Raw genomic sequence first — 19,949 nt, 5'->3', positions numbered from 1 at the left:
TCGTGATGAACCGATTGCCGGAACACTCCGATGAAGTCACGACCGCGGCGAGCGACGCCGCCGTCGAGGCGCGTGCCTTGCATCGCCTCGAAAGGGACGATGCCGCGCTGGCGGAGCTCGCGCAGCGCATCAAGGCGTGGGGGCGCGAGCTGGGATTCGGTGCGGTCGGAATCAGCGATACCGACCTGACGGACGCCGAGGAAGGCCTCGCCAGCTGGCTCGAAGCAGGCTATCACGGCGAAATGGATTATATGGCCAAACATGGGATGAAACGCGCGAGGCCGGCCGAGCTTGTGGCCGGCACGCGACGAGTCATCACCGCGCGCATGGCCTATCTGCCGGCCGCGACGCTCGCGTCGACAGGCGATGAAAGTGTCGCGACAGCGGACGGTCAGAAGAACGACTGGCGCGCGATCGAATGGAAGCGGCTCGCGCAGCCCGCGCAGGCGCAGGTGTCGATCTATGCGCGCGGCCGCGATTACCACAAAGTCATGCGCAACCGGTTGCAGCAACTGGCAGAGCGTATCGAGAAGGAGATCGGCGCGTTCGGGCATCGCGTGTTCACGGATTCCGCGCCGGTCCTCGAAGTGGCGCTCGCGCAGAAGGCGGGCAACGGCTGGCGCGGCAAGCACACGCTATTGCTGGATCGCGATGCCGGTTCGCTGTTCTTTCTCGGCGAGATTTACGTCGATCTGCCGCTGCCCGTCGATCCCGAACAAGAGCACGACGGCGCGCACTGCGGGCAATGCACGCGCTGCATCGGCGCGTGTCCGACGGGGGCTATCGTCGGGCCGTATCGCGTGGATGCGCGGCGCTGCATCTCGTATCTGACGATCGAGCTGCACGGCAGCATTCCGGAAGACCTGCGGCCGCTGATCGGCAATCGCGTGTACGGCTGCGACGATTGCCAGCTCGTATGCCCGTGGAACAAGTTCGCGCAGGCCGCGCCGGTTGCGGACTTCGACGTGCGCCACGGGCTGGATCGCGCGACGCTCGTCGAACTGTTCGCATGGAGCGCCGATGACTTCGATACGCGGATGCAGGGCAGCGCGATCCGGCGCATCGGACATGACAGATGGCTGCGCAATATCGCGGTGGCGATGGGCAACGCGTTGCGCGATGCGTCGCTCGATGCGCGTGAACGCGGCGCGATCATTGGCGCGCTGCACGCGCGCGCGGACGATGCGTCGGCGCTCGTGCGCGAGCATGTGACGTGGGCGCTGGAGCAGGGAGACAGGCATGAGTAACGTGTCGTTCGATGCGGTCATCGACGCGCCGTTCGGCAAAGTCGGCATCCGCGCCGACGATCGCTTCGTGCGCGAGATCGTCTATTTGCCGCACGAGACGTCGAACGTCGATCCGGTCAGACCGCTCGCGCAGGAAGCCGCGATGCAGGTTCGCCGTTACTTCGATGCATCGACGATGCGCTTCGATCTTCCGCTCGCCATCGGCGGCACCGCGTTTCAACAGCGCGTGTGGCGCGGCATCGGCGCAATCGCGGCGGGACAAGTCTGGACCTACGGACAGCTTGCGCGTGAAATCGGCAGCGTGCCGCGCGCAGTCGGGCAGGCGTGCGGCTCCAATCCGCTGCCGATCGTGATACCGTGCCACCGGGTCGTGGCGTCGGGCGGGATCGGCGGATTTGCGCGTCATCCCGGCGACGGCTTTTTTCGTGACGTGAAGCGCTGGCTGCTGGCGCATGAAGGTGTATCGATCGGATGACGAGCGCAATCATTGAAGAACCGCAAACGCCTGAGCTGATCGCGAGCAGCGATGCGATCGATCTCTTCTGCGATGCATTGTGGCTCGAACACGGGCTCGCGAAAAATTCACTCGACGCGTACCGGCGCGACTTGCGGCTCTTCGCCGAGTGGCTCGCGAAGACGCGCGGCGCGTCCATCGACGCCGCCAGCGAAGCCGACATGAACGGCTACATGGCCGCGCGCCGCAGCGACAAGGCGACTTCCGCGAACCGGCGTCTTTCGGTGTTTCGCCGCTACTACGCGTGGGCGATGCGCGAACATCGGGCCATTGCCGACCCGACGCTCAAGCTGCGCTCGGCCAAGCAGCCGCCGCGTTTTCCGTCCACGCTCAACGAAGCGCAAGTGGAAGCGCTGCTCGGCGCGCCCGATATTGAAACGCCGCTCGGCCTGCGCGACCGCACGATGCTGGAACTGATGTACGCGAGCGGCCTGCGCGTGACTGAACTCGTGACGCTGAAGACCGTCGAGCTTGGTCTCAACGAGGGCGTCGTCCGCGTGATGGGCAAAGGCTCGAAAGAGCGTCTCGTGCCGTTCGGCGAAGAGGCGCACGGCTGGATCGCGCGATATCTGCGCGAATCGCGTCCGGCGCTGCTCGGCCCGCGCGCCGCCGATGCGCTCTTCGTCACCGCACGCGGCGAGGGCATGACGCGTCAGCAGTTCTGGAACATCATCAAGCGCCATGCGCTGAACGGCGGCGTGCATGCGCCGCTTTCGCCGCACACGCTGCGTCACGCATTCGCGACGCATCTGCTCAATCACGGCGCGGACCTGCGCGTGGTGCAACTGCTGCTCGGCCACTCCGATATTTCGACCACGCAGATCTACACGCACGTCGCCCGCGAGCGGCTGCAGAAGCTGCATCGCGAGCATCATCCGCGCGGTTGACGTGGCGGCGCTTTAGATTTCCACGCCCCGCATCAACCCCCGCGCGATGATCACCTGCTGGATCTGCGACGTGCCTTCGTAAAGCCGGAAGAGCCGCACGTCGCGATAAAACCGCTCGATGCCGTACTCCGCGATATATCCCGCGCCGCCATGCACCTGAACCGCGCGGTCCGCGACGCGCCCGCACATCTCGGTGGCGAAGTACTTCGCGCACGACGCCTCGATCGATACGTCGCGGCCCTCGTCGCGGCGGCGCGCGGCATCGAGCACCATGCATTCGGCGGCGTACAGTTCGGCCTTGCTGTCGGCGAGCATGCCCTGCACGAGCTGAAATTCCGCGATCGGCTGGCCGAACTGGCGGCGCTCCATCGCGTAGGCGAGGGCGTCGCGCAACATGCGTTTGGCCGCGCCCACCGCGATGGCCGCAATGTGGATGCGCCCCTTGTCGAGCGTTTTCATCGCCGTTCTGAAGCCGACGCCTTCCACGGCGCCGATCAATTGCCGCGCCGGCACGCGGCAGTTCTCGAAGACGACGTCGCTGGTATGCGCGCCGCGCTGGCCCATCTTGCGGTCTGGCTTGCCGAGCGAGAGCCCCGGCGTGTCGCGTTCGACGATGAACGCCGAGATGCCGCTCGCGCCTTTCGCATCGCTCGTGCGGGCCATCACGGTATAGAGACCCGCTTCCGGCGCGTTCGTGATGTAGCGCTTCGTGCCGTTGAGCACGTAGGCGTCGCCGTCCTTTTTCGCTGTCGTTCTGAGCGACGCGGCATCCGAGCCCGAGTCCGGCTCGGTCAGGCAGAACGAGCCGATCAGTTCGCCCGCCGCGAGTTTCGGCAGATAGTGCGCCTTTTGTTCGTCCGTGCCGTCGAGCAAGATTCCGATCGAGCCGATGCCGTTGTTCGTGCCGATCATCGAGCGAAACGCCGGCGATGTCTGCCCGAGCTCGAACGCGATCCGCACTTCCTCTTCCATCGTGAGGCCGAGCCCGCCGTACGCTTCGGGGATCGTGAGACCGAACAGGCCGATTTCGCGCATTGCGTCGATGACATCGGCGGGAATGGCGTCGGTTTCGTCGACTTCGCTTTCGCGCGGCACGAGCTTCTCGCGAACGAATCGGCGGATGGTGTCTTCAAGCAGCGTTTGCGTTTCGGTGTCGCGGATCATGATGGTTTCCTCCCTGGCGAACGATCGTACGGCACGCGCGGGCACTCGACTACCCGGCCAACGGCCGATGGTGAGCCGCGGGGCGCGCCGCTACAATGCGTCCATGCCGAAATCCAAACACGTATCCGAAACGCCCGCGACGCAATTCCTGCGCCGTCACAAGGTGGCGTTCGGGGAGCATCCTTACGATTACGTCGAACACGGCGGCACCGAAGAGTCCGCGCGGCAGCTCGGCGTGGACGAGCATTGCGTCGTGAAGACGCTCGTGATGGAGGACGAGCACGCGAAGCCGCTCATCGTCCTCATGCACGGCGACCGGACCGTGTCCACGAAGAATCTCGCCCGGCAGACGGGCGCAAAGCGCATCGAGCCGTGCAAGCCCGAAGTGGCGAACCGGCATTCGGGCTATCTCGTCGGCGGAACGTCGCCGTTCGGCACGAAGAAAGCGATGCCCGTGTACGTCGAATCGAGCATTCTCGAGCTCGACGCCATCTATCTCAACGGCGGGCGGCGTGGTTATCTCGTGAGCCTCGATCCGGCGGTGTTGACCAGGCTGCTCGACGCGAAACCCGTCCAGTGTGCGAGCGTGGATTAGAATGCTGACCGCGCTTTTTAAGACACAAGAGACAACATGATTTATCTGATCGTCGCCGTCGCGTCCTATCTGATCGGCTCGATTTCATTCGCCGTCGTCGTGAGCAAGGCGATGGGCCTCGCCGATCCGCGTTCGTACGGCTCCGGCAATCCCGGCGCGACCAACGTGCTGCGCACCGGCAACAAGCGCGCGGCAATCCTCACCCTCGTCGGCGATGCCTTCAAGGGCTGGCTGCCCGTGTGGCTCGTCGGGCATTTCGGCGCGGGTTACGGCCTCGATGCGACAGGGCTTGCCACGGTCGTCGCGCTGTCGGCCATCGCCGTGTTCCTCGGGCATCTGTACCCGGTGTTCTTCAAGTTCCAGGGCGGCAAGGGCGTGGCGACGGCGGCGGGCGTGCTGCTCGCCATTCATCCGGTGCTCGGGCTGGCCACGCTGCTGACGTGGCTGATCATCGCGTTCTTTTTCCGCTATTCGTCGCTTGCGGCGCTCGTCGCGGCCGCATTCGCGCCGCTGTTTCAGGTGTTCCTGTTCGGGCCGAGCCGCGTCTCGCTCGCCGTGCTGGCGATGAGCGCGCTGCTCGTCTGGCGGCATCGCGCGAATATTTCGAAGCTGATCGCGGGGAAGGAAAGCCGGATCGGCGACAAGAAGAAGCCGGCGGCGGCCGAATAAAAAAGCCGTTCCGCGAGGAGCGGAACGGCTTTTCTTCCTTGATGCGCAGAAAAAGCGCTTAGTCGCGGAAATTGTTGAAGTCGAGCGGCGTGTCGGTCACGTCCTTCTTCAAAAGCGCGATGGTGCTCTGCAGATCGTCGCGCTTCGTGCCGGTCACGCGCACGGCGTCGCCCTGAATGCTCGCCTGCACCTTGATCTTGCTGTCCTTGACCATCTTGACGATCTTCTTCGCCAGATCGCCCGAGACGCCTTTCTTGATCGTCACGACCTGCTTGAGCCTGTCGCCGCCGATCTTCTCCTGCTTGCCGTAGTCGAGGAACCGCACGTCGACGCCGCGCTTCGCCAGCTTCGAGAGCAGCACGTCCTTGACCTGACCGAGCTTGAAGTCGTCGTCCGCGTAGAGCGTCAGTTCGCGCTCCTTCTGCTCGACGCGTGAATCGGAACCCTTGAAGTCGAAGCGCGTCGAGATTTCCTTGTTGGATTGCTCGATGGCGTTCTTCACTTCGATCATGTTTGCTTCGCTGACGACGTCAAACGATGGCATCTGTTTTCCCCTTCTTGAGGCGAGCGCCCGGGAGCGGCTCGCGCAATCGCTATAATCACGGACCTGACGTCATTCTACCGACGCGCCCTGGATTTCCCCAAGACTGCGCGCGTTTCCCGGCTTCTCCACGCGGTTTCCCATGTCCCACGCTCAACTACTCGCGGATTACTCCCTGCGGCCGCACAACACATTCGGCTTCGACGTGCGCGCGCGTCACGCAATGCGAATCGACAGCGTCGATGCCGCCGCCGCGCTCGCGAACGATGCGCGCATCATCGACATGCCGAAGCTCGTGCTGGGCGGCGGCAGCAACGTCGTGCTGACGCGCGATTTCGATGGCGTCGCGCTCATCGTCGGCATCATGGGAAAACGCGTGGTCGGCGAGGATGACGACGCGTGGCTCGTCGAAGCCGGCGCGGGCGAGAACTGGCACGACTTCGTCGCGTGGACGCTCGCACACGGCATGCCGGGCCTCGAAAACCTCGCGCTGATCCCGGGCACGGTCGGCGCGGCGCCGATTCAGAACATCGGCGCGTATGGCCTCGAAATGGGCGAGCGCTTCGAGCGGCTGCATGCGGTGGAACTCGCGACGGGCGCGCACGCCGAATTCGATCGCGACGCGTGCGCGTTCGGCTATCGCGACAGCTTCTTCAAGCGGGAAGGACGCGGGCGATACATGATCACGTCGGTCGTCTTCCGGCTGCCGAAAGCGTGGACGCCACGTGCCGATTACGCCGATGTCGCTCGCGCGCTGGAAGGCGCATCGGCTCATGACGCGCAGGCCATCTTCGATGCCGTCATCGCCGTGCGCCGCGCCAAGCTGCCCGACTGGACCGTGCTGGGCAACGCGGGGAGCTTCTTCAAGAATCCGGTCGTCAGCGCGGATTCGTTCGAATCGCTGCAAGCGCGTGAGCCGGGAGTCGTGTCGTACCGTCAGGCCGATGGTCAGGTGAAGCTCGCAGCCGGATGGCTGATCGACCGCTGCGGCTGGAAAGGGCGCGGCATCGGCGGGGCGGCGGTGCACGAGCGGCAGGCGCTCGTGCTCGTGAATCGCGGGAATGCGTCCGGGGCGGAAGTGATCGAACTCGCCGAAGCAATCAAACGCGATGTGCTCGCGCGCTTCGGCGTCGAACTGGAAATGGAGCCGGTCTGCCTCTGAATCCGCAGACGCGGGTCAGTGGTTCAACTTGCCGAGCAGCAGATACTCCATCAGCGCCTTCTGCACGTGCAGGCGATTCTCCGCCTCGTCCCAGACCACGCTCTGCGGCCCGTCGATGACTTCCGCGCTCACTTCCTCACCGCGATGCGCGGGCAGGCAGTGCATGAAAAGCGCGTCGGGATGGGCGCGCGCCATCATCTCGGCGTCGACGCAATAGTCCGCGAACGCCTTCATGCGGGCCTCGTTTTCCGCTTCGAAGCCCATGCTGGTCCAGACATCCGTCGTCACAAGGTCCGCGCCCTGGCAGGCTTCGTTCGGATCGGCGAATTCCTGATAGAACGGCGCGCTATCCGCCGACACCAGCGCGTGATCCAGCTTGTAGCCGTGCGGCGTCGACAGCCGCAGCTTGAAGCCCAGGATTTGCGCGGCTTCCATCCACGTGTACAGCATGTTGTTGGCGTCGCCGATCCACGCGACGGTTTTGCCGTGAATCGGCCCGCGATGCTCGTAGAACGTGAAGATATCGGCGAGCACCTGACACGGGTGATATTCGTTGGTCAACCCGTTGATGACCGGCACGCGCGAGCTTTCGGCGAAGCGCCGGATGATGTCCTGCCCGAACGTGCGGATCATGATGATGTCCACCATGCGCGAAATGACCTGCGCCGAATCTTCGATCGGTTCGCCGCGGCCAAGCTGCGTGTCACGCGTGTTCATGAAGACCGCGTGGCCGCCGAGCTGGAAGATGCCGGCTTCGAACGACAGGCGCGTGCGCGTCGAGCTCTTCTCGAAGATCATCGCGAGCGTGCGATCGTGCAGCGGGTGGTACGTCTCGTAGTTCTTGAACTTGCGCTTCAGGATGCGGGCGCGTTCGAGCACGTACTCGTAGTCGTCGAGCGAAAAATCCTTGAACTGAAGATAGTGGCGAATTTTCTTGGCGGTCATGAAAACGCAAGCGGCGGCTTCGAACCGGCCGCGCGACTCGAACTGCGAGCGTCGCCAGACCGGGCGCCGCCGCCGTCGGAGTGGATATCGCGTTCGAGCATAAAGGATTTTGCGAACTTTTACGAGGCTGGCCGAAACGCGAGTGCGCCTTCGACAGGCCCGGCGTACGGCGCTCTCCGGCCCTTGAGCAGCCCGTTGGGCGTCCGTGTGCGCTGCGGAAAAGAGGGCGCTGCGGTATAATCGCCGGCGCTTGTCTCAGCAACTCTGCAACACTCAGTAACGCCCAGCACCGTTTCACGCGCTCAGCCGGCGAAGCTCGCAAGAGACCGCTGCATTTGCCTTGGCGTATGCGAATCCGCCGTGCTGCCGAGTCCGCCATCGTGTCGCGGGCGTGAACGGTCCTCATCGGGCAGGTTCGCAAGCATCGCCCGGCGCCGTTGCGTGCCGGCGGCGCGCATCCCGCGTCGAGCGTGTGCATTCGCCGGTGCCTGCCACCGGCCGACAAAAGGTATCGCTACATGGCTGAATCATCCCCGACCCAGTATTTCATTCAAGGCATTACCAAGAACGGGAGAAAGTTTCGCCCGAGCGACTGGTCGGAGCGCCTCTGCGGAGTCATGTCGGCGTACGGTCCGAAAGCGAAGGGGCCGAATGCGCGGCTGCAGTATTCCATCTACGTCCGTCCGACGATGATCGGCGACATCAAGGTCGTCATTCTCGATGCGCGTCTGCGCGAGATCGAGCCGATGGCCTTCGACTTCGTGTTGAACTTCGCGAAGGACAACGATCTGCAGGTGACGGAAGCGTGCGAACTGCCACCGCATCACGGCACGCAGACAGCGACGCCGCCGAAAGGCTGATCGGCGAGAAGAAACAAACGCAAGCCGACAGACGCAAAAAAGCCCGCGAAAGCGGGCTTTTTCGTTACTGCGCAGCGGAAACAGGAAGCTGTTCCGGCGAACGCCTCGCGATGAAGGCATGCGCCGGACGCGAGCCGGAATTACTGGGCTGCGGAAGCCTGCAGACCCTTGATGGCTGCAGCCAGGCGGCTCTTGTGACGAGCGGCCTTGTTCTTGTGGACAATCTTCTTGTCCGCGATGGTGTCCATCGTCTTGACCGACGACTTGAACACTTCGGCGGCCTTGGCCTGATCGCCGGCATCGATTGCCTTGCGAACTGCCTTGATGGCCGTGCGGAACTTCGAGCGCAGCGCCGAGTTGTGCGAGTTGGCTTTGGCGGCCTGACGGGCGCGCTTGCGAGCTTGTGCGGTATTTGCCATGACGGTTCCTTGTCCTGTTTCTGCTGTTACTTGTCGGAGCGGCTTCACACGAAGCCGGCGGTGGCCGGAAGCGGTGAACGATGCGCGCTGCCTTGATCTGAAATCCGGGGAACGATTGCCCCGAAACGTTAAAGCGTTACTGCCATGATACCTGTACGGCTCGTGCGAAATCGCGTTCGAGACCGCGCTTGAGACCGGCTTGAGACCGATACGGTATACGCGTTCGGCACAAAAATGCCGAAACGGAGCTTCGAAACCCGCGATTATAGCAAGCGAATACGACACATGACAAGCGCGGGCTGTCTTCCAGCTAGCGTCTATGGCCGGCGACGGATTTGGTGCAATCCGTCAAACTCGCGGACTTGCACGCCAGCGGTGCGGGGGAGGGTCATGCATGGCCCGTATAATAAGCGCCCCATGAATCTATTCCGAGCCCTCCTGACGGTCAGCGGCTTCACGCTGCTGTCGCGCGTGACCGGCCTGATCCGCGAAACGCTGATCGCCCGTGCCTTCGGCGCCAGTCTCTACACCGACGCGTTCTACGTCGCTTTCCGTATTCCGAACTTGCTGCGGCGTCTGTCCGCGGAAGGCGCATTCGCGCAGGCGTTCGTGCCCATCCTCGCCGAGTTCAAGAACAGCAAGGGCCACGACCCGACCAAGGCGCTCGTCGACGCGATGTCGACCGTACTGACGTGGGGCCTCGTCGTGCTGTCGCTCGCCGGCATGGCGGGGGCGAGCTGGGTCGTGTTCGCGGTCGCGTCGGGGCTGAAACACGATGGCGGCGCCTATCCGCTCGCCGTCGAGATGACGCGCATCATGTTCCCGTACATCGTCTTCATCTCGATGACGACGCTTGCCTCCGGCGTGCTCAACACGTACAAGCAGTTCTCACTGCCGGCGTTCGCGCCAGTGCTGCTCAACGTGGCGTTCATCGTCGCGGCCGTGTTCGTCGCGCCGCATCTGAAAATTCCGGTCTACGCGCTCGCCTATGCGGTGATCGCGGGCGGCGTGCTGCAACTGCTCGTGCAAGTGCCGGGGCTCAGGAAGATCGACATGACGCCGCACGTCGGCCTCAACTTCCGCCGCGCGCTGGCGCATCCGGGCGTGAAGCGCGTGCTCGCGAAGATGGTGCCCGCGACGTTCGCGGTATCCGTTGGTCAGTTGAGTCTCATCATCAACACGAATATCGCGTCGAATATCGGGCAGGGCGCGGTGTCGTGGATCAACTATGCCGACCGGCTGATGGAATTCCCGACTGCGCTGCTCGGCGCGGCGCTCGGCACCATCCTGTTGCCGAGTCTCTCGAAAGCGCACGTCGATGCCGACCCCGTCGAATATTCCGCACTGCTCGACTGGGGCTTGCGCATCACGTTCCTGCTCGCCGCGCCGAGCGCAGTCGCGCTGTTTTTCTTCGCGCAGCCGCTCACGGCGACGCTGTTCCATTACGGCAAGTTCGACGGTCATTCGGTCGTGATGGTCGGGCGTGCGCTGTCGGCGTACGGCATCGGGCTGATCGGCCTGATCCTGATCAAAATCCTCGCGCCCGGTTTCTATGCGAAGCAGGACATCAAGACGCCGGTGAAGATCGCGATCGGCGTGCTGATCATGACGCAGGTGAGCAATTACGTCTTCGTGCCGATCTTCTCGCACGCGGGACTTACGCTGTCGATCGGTCTCGGCGCGCTCGCCAATGCGTTCCTCTTGTTCGTCGGCCTGCGCCGCCGCGACATCTACCAGCCGTCGCCGGGCTGGCTGCGCTTTTTCGTGCAGTTGACCGGCGCGTGCCTGGTGCTCGCGGGGGCGATGCATTGGGTGTCGCTCAACTTCGACTGGATCGGCATGCGCGCGACGCCCTTTGCACGAATCGTGCTGCTCGGAGCAAGCCTGGTTCTGTTCGCGGCGCTATATTTCGGTATTCTGACGGCGATGGGCTTCAAGTACGCCTACTTCAAGAGACGCACGCTTTGATGACGACGACGCGCATCCTCGACTATTTCTCCTCGCTGATGGCAGACGATGAAACTCTGCCGCTCACGGAGGCCGCTTTGTCGCTGGCGCAGGATGCGTATCCGGACCTCGACATGCAGGCGGTGCTCGCGGAGATGGACGAGCTTGTTCTGCGCGCCCGCCGCCGCATGCCCGAGGACGCCGATGTTCGTCGAAGAGTCGATGCCCTCAACCGTTATTTCTTCCGCGAGCTGGGCTTCTCCAGCAATCTCAACGATTACTACGATCCGGACAACAGCCACCTGAACGCGGTGCTGCGCCGTCGCCGGGGCATTCCGATTTCCCTCGCGGTGATCTATCTGGAAATGGCCGAACAACTCGGCCTGCCGGTACGCGGCGTGTCGTTTCCGGGCCATTTTCTGTTGCGCGTCACCACGCCGGAAGGCGACCTGATGCTCGATCCGACGACCGGGCAGACGCTTTCCGAAGCGCAGATGGTCGAGATGCTGGAGCCGTACGTGCAGCGCGCGGGCGAATCCATCGGCAGCGCGTTGCGCGTGCTGCTGCAGCCTGCGACGCGCCGCGAGATCGTTGCGCGGATGCTGCGCAATCTCAAGAGCATCTACTTGCAGACGGAGCGTTGGCAACGGCTTCTCGCCGTGCAGCAGCGACTCGTGATCGTGCTGCCGGGGAGCATCGAGGAAGTGCGCGACCGTGGTTTCGCGTACGCGCGGCTCGACTACCTGCGGCCGGCGCTGGAAGACCTCGAGCGCTATCTCGAAGAGCGCCCGGATGCGCAAGACGCGACCGTCGTCGAATCGGAGTTGCACGAGCTTCGCCAGCGCGCGCAGCACGACGACGACTGAAGCCGCGTCACATCACATCACATCGCGTTACTTCGGCTGCATCCGGATTGCCCCGTCCAGGCGGATGACTTCGCCGTTGAGCATCGGGTTATCGAAGATCTGCTTCACGAGCATCGCGTATTCGTCCGGCTTGCCGAGACGCGGCGGGAACGGGACCATCGCGCCGAGCGCATCCTGCCGGTCCTGCGGCATGCCGAGCAGCATCGGCGTCTCGAAGATGCCCGGCGCAATGGTCATCACGCGGATGCCATCCCTCGACAGGTCACGCGCGACCGGCAGCGTCATGCCGACGACGCCGCTCTTCGATGCCGCATAGGCCGCCTGACCGATCTGTCCGTCGTACGCCGCCACCGACGCCGTGTTCACGATCACGCCGCGCTCGCCCGCGCCGTTCGGCTCGTTCTTCGACATGACGCTGGCCGCGAGCCGGATCATGTTGAAGGTGCCGATCAGATTCACCGCGACGACCTTGCTGAAAAGGTCCAGCGGATGCGGCCCGTCGCGTCCGACCGTCTTCGATGCCGGCGCGATGCCCGCGCAGTTCACGAGTCCGCGCAGCGTGCCGAGCTTCGTCGCGGCATCGACGGCTTTCTGCGCATCGTTCTCCTGGCTCACGTCGCACTTCACGAATTCGCCGGACAGTTCGCGGGCGAGGGCGACGCCCGCGTCCTCGTTCATGTCGGCGAGCACGACCTTGCCGCCGTTCGCGACAACGAGCCGCGCGGTTGCCGCGCCAAGGCCCGACGCGCCGCCGGTGATCAGAACGACGTTGTCCTTCATCTCCATCTTTTGTCTCCTTTCTAATCGGATTTGTGAGGCATTCGCATCGAGTGTAGCGAATCCGGGCGTAAAAAAACCCGCTCGTTTGGAGCGGGTTTCTTGTCCTGCGTGCGACGCTTTACTTCAACGCATCGAATACGCGCGCGCGGATTTCATCGACGGAACCGAGGCCCGAAATGCGGCGATATTCCGGCGCCTTCAGCCCATTCGACGGACCACTCTTCGCCCAGTCGTTGTAATAGGCGATCAACGGCTTCGTCTGCGCTTCATACACGTCGAGACGCTTCTTCACCGTCTCTTCCTTGTCGTCCTCGCGCTGAATCAGCGGCTCGCCGGTGATGTCATCCACCATGTCGTTCTTCGGCGGATTGAACTTGACGTGATACGTGCGGCCCGATGCCGCATGCACGCGGCGCCCGCTCATGCGAGTGATGATCTCGTCGAACGGGACGTCGATTTCAAGCACGTAGTCGATGACGACGCCCGCGCTTTTCATCGCTTCCGCCTGCGGAATGGTGCGCGGAAAGCCGTCGAACAGATAGCCGTTCGTGCAGTCGCTTTCGAGCAGACGCTCCTTCACGAGATTGATGATGAGTTCGTCCGGCACCAGTTCGCCCGCGTCCATGAAGCGCTTGGCCTCGATGCCGAGCGGCGAGCCGGCCTTGACGGCTGCACGCAGCATGTCGCCGGTCGAGATCTGCGGGATGCCGAACTTTTCCTTGATGAAGTTTGCCTGGGTGCCCTTGCCCGCGCCGGGCGCGCCCAACAGGATCAAACGCATGGTGATATCTCCGAATCGTCTAGAAACCGCTCGGCGCGAGGGGATGACATCGGGTAGCGACGCTCGTGCGGCGTCGACGACAGGGCGGCGCGGCCGATTCGACAGGCGGCGCGGCACCCGCGGACAGCGGCGCAACGTTGAGCGTGGCGCTGACCGGGAGGCTCGCGCAATCGCTTGATTATGCCACGGCTCATTACGATCGCGGCCCTAATAGCGAGTATGGAAACAGCTATGACGCCCGTCGCGCGGGCGTTTGGCGGGGTTTACACCGGTTGCGCGACGCTTTCAGTCCGCCCCGGCGAAGAGCGCCTGCACGCGCGCGAGATCGGCGGGCGTATCGACGCCGGGCGGCGGTGCGTCATGCGTGACGCGGACCGCGATGCGTTCGCCGTGCCACAGCGCGCGCAATTGTTCGAGCGCTTCGGCTGCTTCGATGGGCGCTTGCGCGAGATTCGGGAAGCCGCGCAGAAACTTGGCGCGATACGCGTATAGGCCAATATGTCGCAGCACGTTTTCGGAAACGGCCGGTAGCGCGGAGAGTGCGGCGACGTCGGGCCACTGCGATTGCCACGCGTCGCGGGACCAGGGAATCGGTGCGCGCGAGAAGTAGAGCGCGACGCTTTTCGCATCGAGCACGACCTTGACGACGTTCGGATTGAACACGTCGGCGGGATCGTGGATACGATGCGCCGCCGTGGCGATCGCGCACTCGCGGTGCGCCGCCAGATGCGCGGCGACATCGCGCACGAGTTGCGGGTCGATGAGCGGTTCATCGCCCTGCACGTTGACGACGATCGCGTCGTCGTCCCAGTTCAGGCGCGTCGCGACTTCGGCCAGGCGGTCGGTGCCGGTCGGATGATCGGAGCGCGTCAGCATCACTTCGATACCGTGCTCGCGCGCCGCTTCGACCACGCGGTCGGAATCGGTCGCGACGAGCACCTGGCTCGCGCCCGCTTCGCGCGCCCGCTCGGCGACGCGCACGACCATCGGCTTGCCGCCGAGATCGGCGAGCGGCTTGTTCGGCAGCCGCGTCGATGCGAGGCGCGCGGGAATGACAGCGATGAACGGCACGGACATGGCGATTGACCCGATTGCGCTTACGCGTCGCTGACCGGCTTTAGCGGCTCGACGGGCGTGCCTTCGACCGTCTGACGCGCTTCGTCGACGAGCATCACGGGAATGCCGTCGCGGATCGGATAGGCGAGCTTGTCCGCGTTGCAGACGAGTTCCTGCGCCGCGCGGTCGTAATTGAGCGGACCTTTGCAGATCGGGCAGACGAGGATTTCAAGCAGACGTGCGTCCACGGAGTTTCTCCACAACGAGAGCGATGAGGCGAGGCCTGAGCACGGCCTGCACGGGAACGACCCAGATGCGCGCATCGCGCCAGGCCCCGAATTTTACTGCATCCTTCTCGGTGATCAGGATGGCGTCGGCCTCCACGGCGGCGAACGGATTCTCGCGATACGAGTAGTGATCCGGAAAGGCGCGCGTCGCCGGCGTGATGCCCGCCGCGCGCAGCGTCGCGAAGAATCGCTCGGGTGAGCCGATGCCGGCCGCGGCGACCACCTTCTCGCCCGCGAACGCGGCGAGCGGGCGGCGCATGGCGGGATCGTCGAGCAGCCAGGCGTCGCCCGATTCGAGTTCGAGCGCGAAGGTGTTCGGCCACGGCGGCAGCGTGCGGTCGTAGGGGCTGTTGATGAGCGTGGCGTCGCGATGGCGCGACATCGGCTCGCGCAACGGCCCGGCGGGCAGCAGGAAGCCGTTGCCGCCGAGCCGGTCGTCGAACACGACGAGCTCGAACGCGCGGGCGAGGCGATAGTGCTGCAGGCCGTCGTCGCTGACGAGGACATCGACGTTCGGATGCGCCTGCAACAGCGCACGCGCCGCCGCGACGCGGTCCGGACAGACGAACACCGGCGCGTGCGTGCGCCGCGCGATCAGAAGCGGTTCGTCGCCGACCTGCGCGGCGGCGCTCGACGGCGTGACGCTCGTCGCCTCCTTGATCTTCGCGCCGTATCCGCGCGAGACGACGCCCGGCTGGAAGCCCGCCGCCCGCAGCGCCTCGACGAGCGCGATGACGGTCGGCGTCTTGCCGGTCCCGCCGACGGTCACGTTGCCGACGACGACCACCGGCACGCCCACATCGACGCGTTTCATCCAGCCGAGTTCGTAGAACGCGCGGCGCGTCGCGGCGATTGCACCGAAGATGCAGGCAAAGGGCGTCAGCCCCCACGCGACGGGACCGCGCCGGCGCCACTCGCGGGCGAGAAAGTTTTCGATCGGCGGCTTGAAGTCAGACATGAACCGCCCTTGCATGAGCATGCGGCAAAGACTTCGGATACGGCAGGGCGCGCAACGGCAACTCCTTCGATGTCGGTCTCTCGTTGAACGGTTCGACCGGCGCTGCCCGCCCAAAGGTCCAGCCAGGGACGGCGCGCCGGTGCACGAACCCGGCACTCTAGCGCGCGAGCGGTCTGCGCGCCAGTCGCCGCGCGACGCAAGCGGTCTGTGGATAACTCTGTGAAGAACTTGCGCCGGAAAAGCCGCTAAACGGCTTCAAGCAAGAGTTGCTTCGGCGCAGAGCGTGGTCAGCGATATTTAATTCAGTAAAATCAATGGGTTGCAACGGACTCATCGGCTTTCGAGGGCGGCGTCGATCGCGCTTCGGTAAGTCTTTCTGTGTGGACACTTGTTACACTGGCACGCATCCGGCCGCGCGAAGACACTGCCTCGGCCCGCTTTCATCGACTCTCAGCCATGACTCCCGACTCCTTGCCGACGCCAGGCGGCGACGCCGTCATTCCCGTTTCCGTCCTCAATCGCGCGATCGGCACGATGCTCGAACGGTCGTTTCCGCTCGTGTGGGTATCGGGCGAAGTATCGAATTTCACGCGCGCGGCGAGCGGCCACTGGTATTTCTCGATCAAGGACGCCAACGCGCAGATGCGCTGCGTGATGTTCCGCAGCCGCGCGCAGTACGCCGAATTCACGCCGCGCGAAGGCGACAAGATCGAAGTCCGCGCCCTCGTGACGATGTACGAGCCGCGCGGCGAGTTGCAACTGGGCGTCGAAGCGGTGCGCCGCACGGGCCAAGGCCGTCTGTACGAAGCGTTCCTGCGGCTCAAGGCCCAGCTTGAAAGCGAAGGACTCTTCGCCGCCGAGCGCAAGCGCAGCTTGCCGACGCATCCGCGCGGCATCGGCATCGTCACGTCGCTGCAGGCGGCCGCTTTGCGCGATGTGCTCACCACGCTCGCACGCCGCGCGCCGCATGTGCCGGTGATCGTCTATCCGGCGCCGGTGCAGGGCGCGGGCGCCGGCGCGAAGCTCGCCGCGATGGTCGAAGCCGCCAACGCGCGGCGCGAAGCGGATGCGCTCGACGTGCTGATCGTGTGTCGTGGCGGGGGGGCCATCGAAGACCTGTGGGCGTTCAACGAGGAAGTGCTCGCACGGGCGATTGCCGCGAGCGAGCTGCCGGTGGTGAGCGGCGTCGGCCACGAGACGGATTTCACGATTGCCGATTTCGCCGCCGATGTCCGCGCGCCCACGCCGACCGGCGCGGCCGAACTCGTCAGTCCGCAGCGCGTGCTGCTGTTGCGCGAGCTGGATCATCGGCACGCGGCGCTGGCACGCGGCTTCGGCCGGTCGATGGAGCGCCGCGCGCAGCAACTCGACTGGCTCGCGCGCCGGCTCGTGAGTCCGGCGGAGCGGCTCGCGCGGCAGCGCGTGCATCTGCGGCAACTGGCGAGCAGGCTCGCGGCGGCGGGCGGGCGGCCGGTGCGCGATGCGCGTGCGCGGTTCGCGCTCATGCAGTATCGATGGGCGCGCAGACGTCCGGATGTCGCGGCGCAAAGCGAGCACGTGCTGCGGCTGGCGGGGCGTCTCAAGAACGCGAGCGAGCGTCGCCGTGAGCGCGAGAAAGCGTGTTTGTCGGAACTGTCGGCGCGCTTGCAGGTGCTCAGTCCGCAGCGCACGCTCGAGCGCGGCTATGCGGCATTGATCGACGCGCAAACGGGCCGCGCGCTGCGTGCGCCGAATGCGCTGAAGCCGAAGCGGCCGCTTACGGTGCATCTCGCGGAAGGATCGGCGGATGTGTTGCTGGCCGATGTCCAGCCGCGCCTGCCGGACGAATTCTGAAGCGGACGCGGCGCATTTTTGACGTGTCGAGCGATGCGCCGGCACGTCGTCGCGAGCACTTTTTACGCCGCTTTTAGCGGTATGAAAGCGATCTTCCTCATAAAGGCTGGCGGTTTGCGGGGTTATCCCAACTCGCCTACAATCCATTGCTCCACTGCTTCACTCCTCACAGTCCCACAATTCACATAGAAAGGAAGCTCGCAATCATGGAACATACGCTCCCGCCGCTGCCGTTCGACAAGAACGCGCTCGCTCCGCACATGTCGGAAGAAACGCTCGAGTATCACTATGGCAAGCACCACCAGACCTATGTGACCAAGCTCAACGAGCTGATCAAGGGCACGGAATTCGAGAACCTGTCGCTCGAAGAGATCGTGAAAAAGTCGTCGGGCGGTGTGTTCAACAACTCGGCTCAAACGTGGAACCACACGTTCTTCTGGAACAGCCTGTCGCCAAACGGCGGTGGCGCGCCGAGCGGTGCGCTGGCTGACGCCATCAACGCAAAATACGGCTCGTTCGACATGTTCAAGGAAGAGTTTGCAAAGGTCGCCGTGGGCACGTTCGGCTCGGGCTGGACCTGGCTCGTGAAGAAGACCGACGGTACGCTCGACATCGTCTCGACGAGCAACGCCGCCACGCCGCTGACCACCGACAGCAAGCCGCTGATGACGCTGGACGTGTGGGAACATGCGTACTACATCGACTATCGCAATGCGCGTCCGAAGTTCATCGAGGCTTTCTGGAACATCGTGAACTGGGACTTCGCCGCCAAAAATTTCGGCGCCTGAGTTCGCTGTAGCGTTGCTTCGAAACCGGCTTCGCGATGATGCCGGTTGAAGCGAAGAAGCCCTCCGCGCGAGGGCTTTCGTTTTTGTCGAGGTGAAGAATCCGTGACGGACGCCACAAGGCTGTGCTCGGGCGCGCGGCACCGCTTCCGTTGCACTACGCAAGAACGATGCGTATAGTCCTCCGCTAACCGCGCCGTCGAGCCGCTTGATGGCGGCGAAGCCCGATCTCATCGAAGCCGCGCTTGCCGGCTTCATCCGTGAATTTCCCGCCACCGCATGTCCGCACAGACCGAACCTCGTATCGCTGTTCTCGTTCCCTGCCTGAATGAAGCCTCGACCATCGGTCGCGTGGTGGAGGATTTCCGTGTAGCGCTGCCCGGTTGCGAGATTTTCGTTTTCGACAACAACTCGACCGATGCCACAAGGGACGTTGCCCGGCTTGCAGGTGCTCAGGTCCGCACCGTCGCGCTTCGCGGCAAGGGGAACGTGATCCGGAGAATGTTCGCGGACGTCGAAGCCGACATCTACATTCTTGTGGACGGCGACGACACCTACGACGCGAAGGCAACACCGCGCATGGTCGCGATGCTCGTCGACGAGGGCCTGGACATGGTGGTGGGCAGCCGTGTCTCCGAAGAGCAAGCTGCGTATCGCTTCGGGCATCGTTTCGGCAATGTACTGCTTACCCGGTGCGTGTCCTTGATTTTCGGGCGCACGTTCTCCGATATGCTCTCCGGCTTCCGAGTGTTCTCGCGCCGCTATGTGAAATCTTTCCCCGCTCATGCCTCCGGCTTCGAGACGGAGACCGAACTGACCGTGCATGCGCTGGAGTTGCGTATGCCGGTCGCTGAAATACCGACGCCGTATAAGTCCCGCCCCGAAGGTTCGGCGAGCAAGCTGAACACCTATCGAGACGGGTTCCGCATTCTCGTCACCATTGCCAAACTGTTCAAGTCGGAGAAGCCTTTTGCTTTCTTCTCACTCGGCTTCGGGCTCTGCGCGCTCTTATCGATAGTGCTGGCAATACCCTTATTTGAGACATACCTCAGTACCGGACTTGTCCCACGCTTGCCGACCGCTCTGCTATGCGTTGCACTCATGCTCTTCGGCTCCATCCTGCTGGTATGCGGAATCGTCCTCGACACGGTCACTCACGGACGCACTGAACTGAAACGCCTCGCCTATATGGCGATTCCGGGTCCGCGACGGGCATGATGCATTCGCAGTTCATCCGGTTCGCCGTTGCGGGCGCCATCGGCTTCGTGGTCGATGCCGGCGTCTTGTACCTTGCACTGGCCGCCGGTCTAGGGCCGTTCACGGGGCGCGCCGTATCGTTCCTCGCAGCCGTTTGGACCACGTGGCAAATCAATCGGCGTTATACCTTCCGCGAGCGCATTCAACGGTCGCCGTGGGCCGAGTGGTGCCGCTATCTGCTGTCGATGCTGACCGGAGCGAGCGTCAATTACGCGGTCTACGCGCTCGTCATTGTGACAGCGCCTCATCATGCGTGGACGCCTGTCGTCGGCGTCGCGTGCGGGTCGGTGGCAGGGATGTTCGTCAACTTCTTTGCGGCCAAGTTCTGGGCTTTCCGGCCGTAGCCCGAATTCTTCAAGTGTCCGAATGAACATCGCGACTGCAGGGAAACGATCG

22 protein-coding genes are annotated in these 19,949 nt (G+C 64.1%); 13 read left to right on the top strand and 9 right to left on the bottom strand.

Annotated elements, in window-relative coordinates:
* Nucleotides 1-5: 5 nt before the first annotated feature.
* Genes queG through xerD form a run of 3 tightly spaced genes read left to right on the top strand, consistent with a single transcriptional unit; the run spans nt 6 to nt 2,648 of the window.
* Nucleotides 6-1,247 carry a tRNA epoxyqueuosine(34) reductase QueG gene (gene queG, locus AB6804_RS19565; RefSeq protein WP_370887855.1) on the top strand — a complete coding sequence of 414 codons (1,242 nt, stop codon included), beginning with the start codon at nt 6-8 and terminating at the stop codon, nt 1,245-1,247.
* Nucleotides 1,240-1,722 carry a methylated-DNA--[protein]-cysteine S-methyltransferase gene (locus tag AB6804_RS19560; RefSeq protein ID WP_370887854.1) on the top strand — a complete coding sequence of 161 codons (483 nt, stop codon included), beginning with the start codon at nt 1,240-1,242 and terminating at the stop codon, nt 1,720-1,722. The genes queG and AB6804_RS19560 overlap by 8 nt, the downstream gene beginning before the upstream one ends.
* Nucleotides 1,719-2,648, top strand: coding sequence for a site-specific tyrosine recombinase XerD (gene xerD, locus AB6804_RS19555; RefSeq protein ID WP_244794152.1), 930 nt, complete (start codon nt 1,719-1,721; stop codon nt 2,646-2,648). Before AB6804_RS19560 ends, xerD begins: the two co-directional genes overlap by 4 nt.
* Before the next feature lie 12 nt (nt 2,649-2,660).
* On the opposite strand, the gene AB6804_RS19550 is transcribed toward xerD, so the two are convergent.
* Nucleotides 2,661-3,812 (bottom strand): acyl-CoA dehydrogenase family protein, encoded by a 1,152-nt coding sequence (locus tag AB6804_RS19550; RefSeq protein WP_370887853.1) that lies wholly within the window; start codon nt 3,810-3,812, stop codon nt 2,661-2,663.
* A gap of 103 nt (nt 3,813-3,915) precedes the next feature.
* Between AB6804_RS19550 and ybaK the strand changes: the two genes are divergently transcribed.
* Together ybaK and plsY are read left to right on the top strand one after the other, a co-directional pair.
* Nucleotides 3,916-4,407, top strand: a complete 492-nt coding sequence (ybaK, locus tag AB6804_RS19545; protein ID WP_035967940.1) for a Cys-tRNA(Pro) deacylase — start codon at nt 3,916-3,918, stop codon at nt 4,405-4,407.
* 36 nt (nt 4,408-4,443) lie between these two features.
* A complete protein-coding gene (plsY, locus tag AB6804_RS19540) occupies nt 4,444-5,076 on the top strand; it encodes a glycerol-3-phosphate 1-O-acyltransferase PlsY (protein ID WP_370887852.1) in 633 nt (210 codons plus the stop codon).
* Nucleotides 5,077-5,134: 58 nt separating this feature from the next.
* Here plsY and AB6804_RS19535 read toward each other — a convergent pair whose 3' ends face one another.
* Nucleotides 5,135-5,620 carry a YajQ family cyclic di-GMP-binding protein gene (locus AB6804_RS19535; protein WP_370887851.1) on the bottom strand — a complete coding sequence of 162 codons (486 nt, stop codon included), beginning with the start codon at nt 5,618-5,620 and terminating at the stop codon, nt 5,135-5,137.
* A gap of 139 nt (nt 5,621-5,759) precedes the next feature.
* Between AB6804_RS19535 and murB the strand changes: the two genes are divergently transcribed.
* Entirely contained in the window at nt 5,760-6,779 is a 1,020-nt protein-coding gene (gene murB, locus AB6804_RS19530; RefSeq protein WP_370887850.1) for a UDP-N-acetylmuramate dehydrogenase, read from the top strand.
* Nucleotides 6,780-6,794: 15 nt separating this feature from the next.
* Here murB and argF read toward each other — a convergent pair whose 3' ends face one another.
* On the bottom strand, nt 6,795-7,724 hold the full coding sequence (gene argF / locus AB6804_RS19525) for an ornithine carbamoyltransferase (protein WP_370887849.1): 930 nt from the start codon (nt 7,722-7,724) through the stop codon (nt 6,795-6,797).
* A 518-nt stretch (nt 7,725-8,242) separates the two neighbouring features.
* Between argF and AB6804_RS19520 the strand changes: the two genes are divergently transcribed.
* Nucleotides 8,243-8,584, top strand: a complete 342-nt coding sequence (locus AB6804_RS19520) for a DUF3579 domain-containing protein (protein WP_035967900.1) — start codon at nt 8,243-8,245, stop codon at nt 8,582-8,584.
* A 140-nt stretch (nt 8,585-8,724) separates the two neighbouring features.
* On the opposite strand, the gene rpsT is transcribed toward AB6804_RS19520, so the two are convergent.
* Nucleotides 8,725-9,003: a 30S ribosomal protein S20 gene (gene rpsT / locus AB6804_RS19515; RefSeq protein WP_035967901.1), complete on the bottom strand. Its 279-nt coding sequence runs from the start codon at nt 9,001-9,003 to the stop codon at nt 8,725-8,727.
* Nucleotides 9,004-9,420: 417 nt separating this feature from the next.
* Here rpsT and murJ point away from each other — a divergent pair, with 417 nt between their 5' ends.
* Both murJ and AB6804_RS19505 read left to right on the top strand, forming a co-directional pair.
* On the top strand, nt 9,421-10,971 hold the full coding sequence (gene murJ, locus AB6804_RS19510; protein ID WP_370887848.1) for a murein biosynthesis integral membrane protein MurJ: 1,551 nt from the start codon (nt 9,421-9,423) through the stop codon (nt 10,969-10,971).
* Nucleotides 10,971-11,816, top strand: a complete 846-nt coding sequence (locus tag AB6804_RS19505; RefSeq protein WP_370887847.1) for a SirB1 family protein — start codon at nt 10,971-10,973, stop codon at nt 11,814-11,816. Before murJ ends, AB6804_RS19505 begins: the two co-directional genes overlap by 1 nt.
* A 27-nt stretch (nt 11,817-11,843) precedes the next feature.
* Here the strand turns inward: AB6804_RS19505 and AB6804_RS19500 are convergent, their stop codons facing one another.
* From AB6804_RS19500 to lpxK, 5 genes are all read right to left on the bottom strand, one after another.
* Nucleotides 11,844-12,602, bottom strand: a complete 759-nt coding sequence (locus tag AB6804_RS19500; protein ID WP_035967904.1) for a 3-hydroxyacyl-CoA dehydrogenase — start codon at nt 12,600-12,602, stop codon at nt 11,844-11,846.
* Between the two features lie 112 nt (nt 12,603-12,714).
* Nucleotides 12,715-13,377: an adenylate kinase gene (gene adk / locus AB6804_RS19495; protein WP_370887846.1), complete on the bottom strand. Its 663-nt coding sequence runs from the start codon at nt 13,375-13,377 to the stop codon at nt 12,715-12,717.
* Between the two features lie 285 nt (nt 13,378-13,662).
* Nucleotides 13,663-14,454 (bottom strand): 3-deoxy-manno-octulosonate cytidylyltransferase, encoded by a 792-nt coding sequence (gene kdsB, locus AB6804_RS19490; RefSeq protein ID WP_370887845.1) that lies wholly within the window; start codon nt 14,452-14,454, stop codon nt 13,663-13,665.
* Between the two features lie 20 nt (nt 14,455-14,474).
* Nucleotides 14,475-14,681: a Trm112 family protein gene (locus AB6804_RS19485; protein WP_370887844.1), complete on the bottom strand. Its 207-nt coding sequence runs from the start codon at nt 14,679-14,681 to the stop codon at nt 14,475-14,477.
* Nucleotides 14,662-15,678, bottom strand: a complete 1,017-nt coding sequence (lpxK, locus tag AB6804_RS19480) for a tetraacyldisaccharide 4'-kinase (RefSeq protein WP_370887843.1) — start codon at nt 15,676-15,678, stop codon at nt 14,662-14,664. The genes AB6804_RS19485 and lpxK overlap by 20 nt, the downstream gene beginning before the upstream one ends.
* Nucleotides 15,679-16,134: 456 nt before the next feature.
* On the opposite strand from lpxK, the gene xseA reads away from it, so the two are divergent.
* From xseA to AB6804_RS19460, 4 genes are all read left to right on the top strand, one after another.
* On the top strand, nt 16,135-17,511 hold the full coding sequence (xseA, locus tag AB6804_RS19475; protein WP_370887842.1) for an exodeoxyribonuclease VII large subunit: 1,377 nt from the start codon (nt 16,135-16,137) through the stop codon (nt 17,509-17,511).
* Nucleotides 17,512-17,717: 206 nt separating this feature from the next.
* A complete protein-coding gene (gene sodB, locus AB6804_RS19470) occupies nt 17,718-18,299 on the top strand; it encodes a superoxide dismutase [Fe] (RefSeq protein ID WP_370887841.1) in 582 nt (193 codons plus the stop codon).
* Between the two features lie 276 nt (nt 18,300-18,575).
* A complete protein-coding gene (locus AB6804_RS19465; protein ID WP_370887840.1) occupies nt 18,576-19,514 on the top strand; it encodes a glycosyltransferase family 2 protein in 939 nt (312 codons plus the stop codon).
* Nucleotides 19,511-19,897 carry a GtrA family protein gene (locus AB6804_RS19460; protein WP_370887839.1) on the top strand — a complete coding sequence of 129 codons (387 nt, stop codon included), beginning with the start codon at nt 19,511-19,513 and terminating at the stop codon, nt 19,895-19,897. The genes AB6804_RS19465 and AB6804_RS19460 overlap by 4 nt, the downstream gene beginning before the upstream one ends.
* Nucleotides 19,898-19,949: the final 52 nt, after the last annotated feature.

Source organism: Caballeronia sp. RCC_10, assembly GCF_041360715.1.
GTDB classification, from domain to species: Bacteria; Pseudomonadota; Gammaproteobacteria; order Burkholderiales; family Burkholderiaceae; genus Caballeronia; species Caballeronia grimmiae.
The sequence above is the reverse complement of the archived record's forward strand: the minus strand, read 5'-3'. Positions and strand labels throughout refer to the sequence as shown.

What these genes read in the sequence shown, in the direction of transcription:
- queG (WP_370887855.1), top strand. Translation starts at nt 6, where the DNA reads ATGAACCGATTGCCGGAACACTCCGATGAAGTCACGACCGCGGCGAGC.
- AB6804_RS19560 (WP_370887854.1), top strand. Translation starts at nt 1,240, where the DNA reads ATGAGTAACGTGTCGTTCGATGCGGTCATCGACGCGCCGTTCGGCAAA.
- xerD (WP_244794152.1), top strand. Translation starts at nt 1,719, where the DNA reads ATGACGAGCGCAATCATTGAAGAACCGCAAACGCCTGAGCTGATCGCG.
- AB6804_RS19550 (WP_370887853.1), bottom strand. Translation starts at nt 3,812, where the DNA reads ATGATCCGCGACACCGAAACGCAAACGCTGCTTGAAGACACCATCCGC.
- ybaK (WP_035967940.1), top strand. Translation starts at nt 3,916, where the DNA reads ATGCCGAAATCCAAACACGTATCCGAAACGCCCGCGACGCAATTCCTG.
- plsY (WP_370887852.1), top strand. Translation starts at nt 4,444, where the DNA reads ATGATTTATCTGATCGTCGCCGTCGCGTCCTATCTGATCGGCTCGATT.
- AB6804_RS19535 (WP_370887851.1), bottom strand. Translation starts at nt 5,620, where the DNA reads ATGCCATCGTTTGACGTCGTCAGCGAAGCAAACATGATCGAAGTGAAG.
- murB (WP_370887850.1), top strand. Translation starts at nt 5,760, where the DNA reads ATGTCCCACGCTCAACTACTCGCGGATTACTCCCTGCGGCCGCACAAC.
- argF (WP_370887849.1), bottom strand. Translation starts at nt 7,724, where the DNA reads ATGACCGCCAAGAAAATTCGCCACTATCTTCAGTTCAAGGATTTTTCG.
- AB6804_RS19520 (WP_035967900.1), top strand. Translation starts at nt 8,243, where the DNA reads ATGGCTGAATCATCCCCGACCCAGTATTTCATTCAAGGCATTACCAAG.
- rpsT (WP_035967901.1), bottom strand. Translation starts at nt 9,003, where the DNA reads ATGGCAAATACCGCACAAGCTCGCAAGCGCGCCCGTCAGGCCGCCAAA.
- murJ (WP_370887848.1), top strand. Translation starts at nt 9,421, where the DNA reads ATGAATCTATTCCGAGCCCTCCTGACGGTCAGCGGCTTCACGCTGCTG.
- AB6804_RS19505 (WP_370887847.1), top strand. Translation starts at nt 10,971, where the DNA reads ATGACGACGACGCGCATCCTCGACTATTTCTCCTCGCTGATGGCAGAC.
- AB6804_RS19500 (WP_035967904.1), bottom strand. Translation starts at nt 12,602, where the DNA reads ATGGAGATGAAGGACAACGTCGTTCTGATCACCGGCGGCGCGTCGGGC.
- adk (WP_370887846.1), bottom strand. Translation starts at nt 13,377, where the DNA reads ATGCGTTTGATCCTGTTGGGCGCGCCCGGCGCGGGCAAGGGCACCCAG.
- kdsB (WP_370887845.1), bottom strand. Translation starts at nt 14,454, where the DNA reads ATGTCCGTGCCGTTCATCGCTGTCATTCCCGCGCGCCTCGCATCGACG.
- lpxK (WP_370887843.1), bottom strand. Translation starts at nt 15,678, where the DNA reads ATGTCTGACTTCAAGCCGCCGATCGAAAACTTTCTCGCCCGCGAGTGG.
- xseA (WP_370887842.1), top strand. Translation starts at nt 16,135, where the DNA reads ATGACTCCCGACTCCTTGCCGACGCCAGGCGGCGACGCCGTCATTCCC.
- sodB (WP_370887841.1), top strand. Translation starts at nt 17,718, where the DNA reads ATGGAACATACGCTCCCGCCGCTGCCGTTCGACAAGAACGCGCTCGCT.
- AB6804_RS19465 (WP_370887840.1), top strand. Translation starts at nt 18,576, where the DNA reads ATGTCCGCACAGACCGAACCTCGTATCGCTGTTCTCGTTCCCTGCCTG.
- AB6804_RS19460 (WP_370887839.1), top strand. Translation starts at nt 19,511, where the DNA reads ATGATGCATTCGCAGTTCATCCGGTTCGCCGTTGCGGGCGCCATCGGC.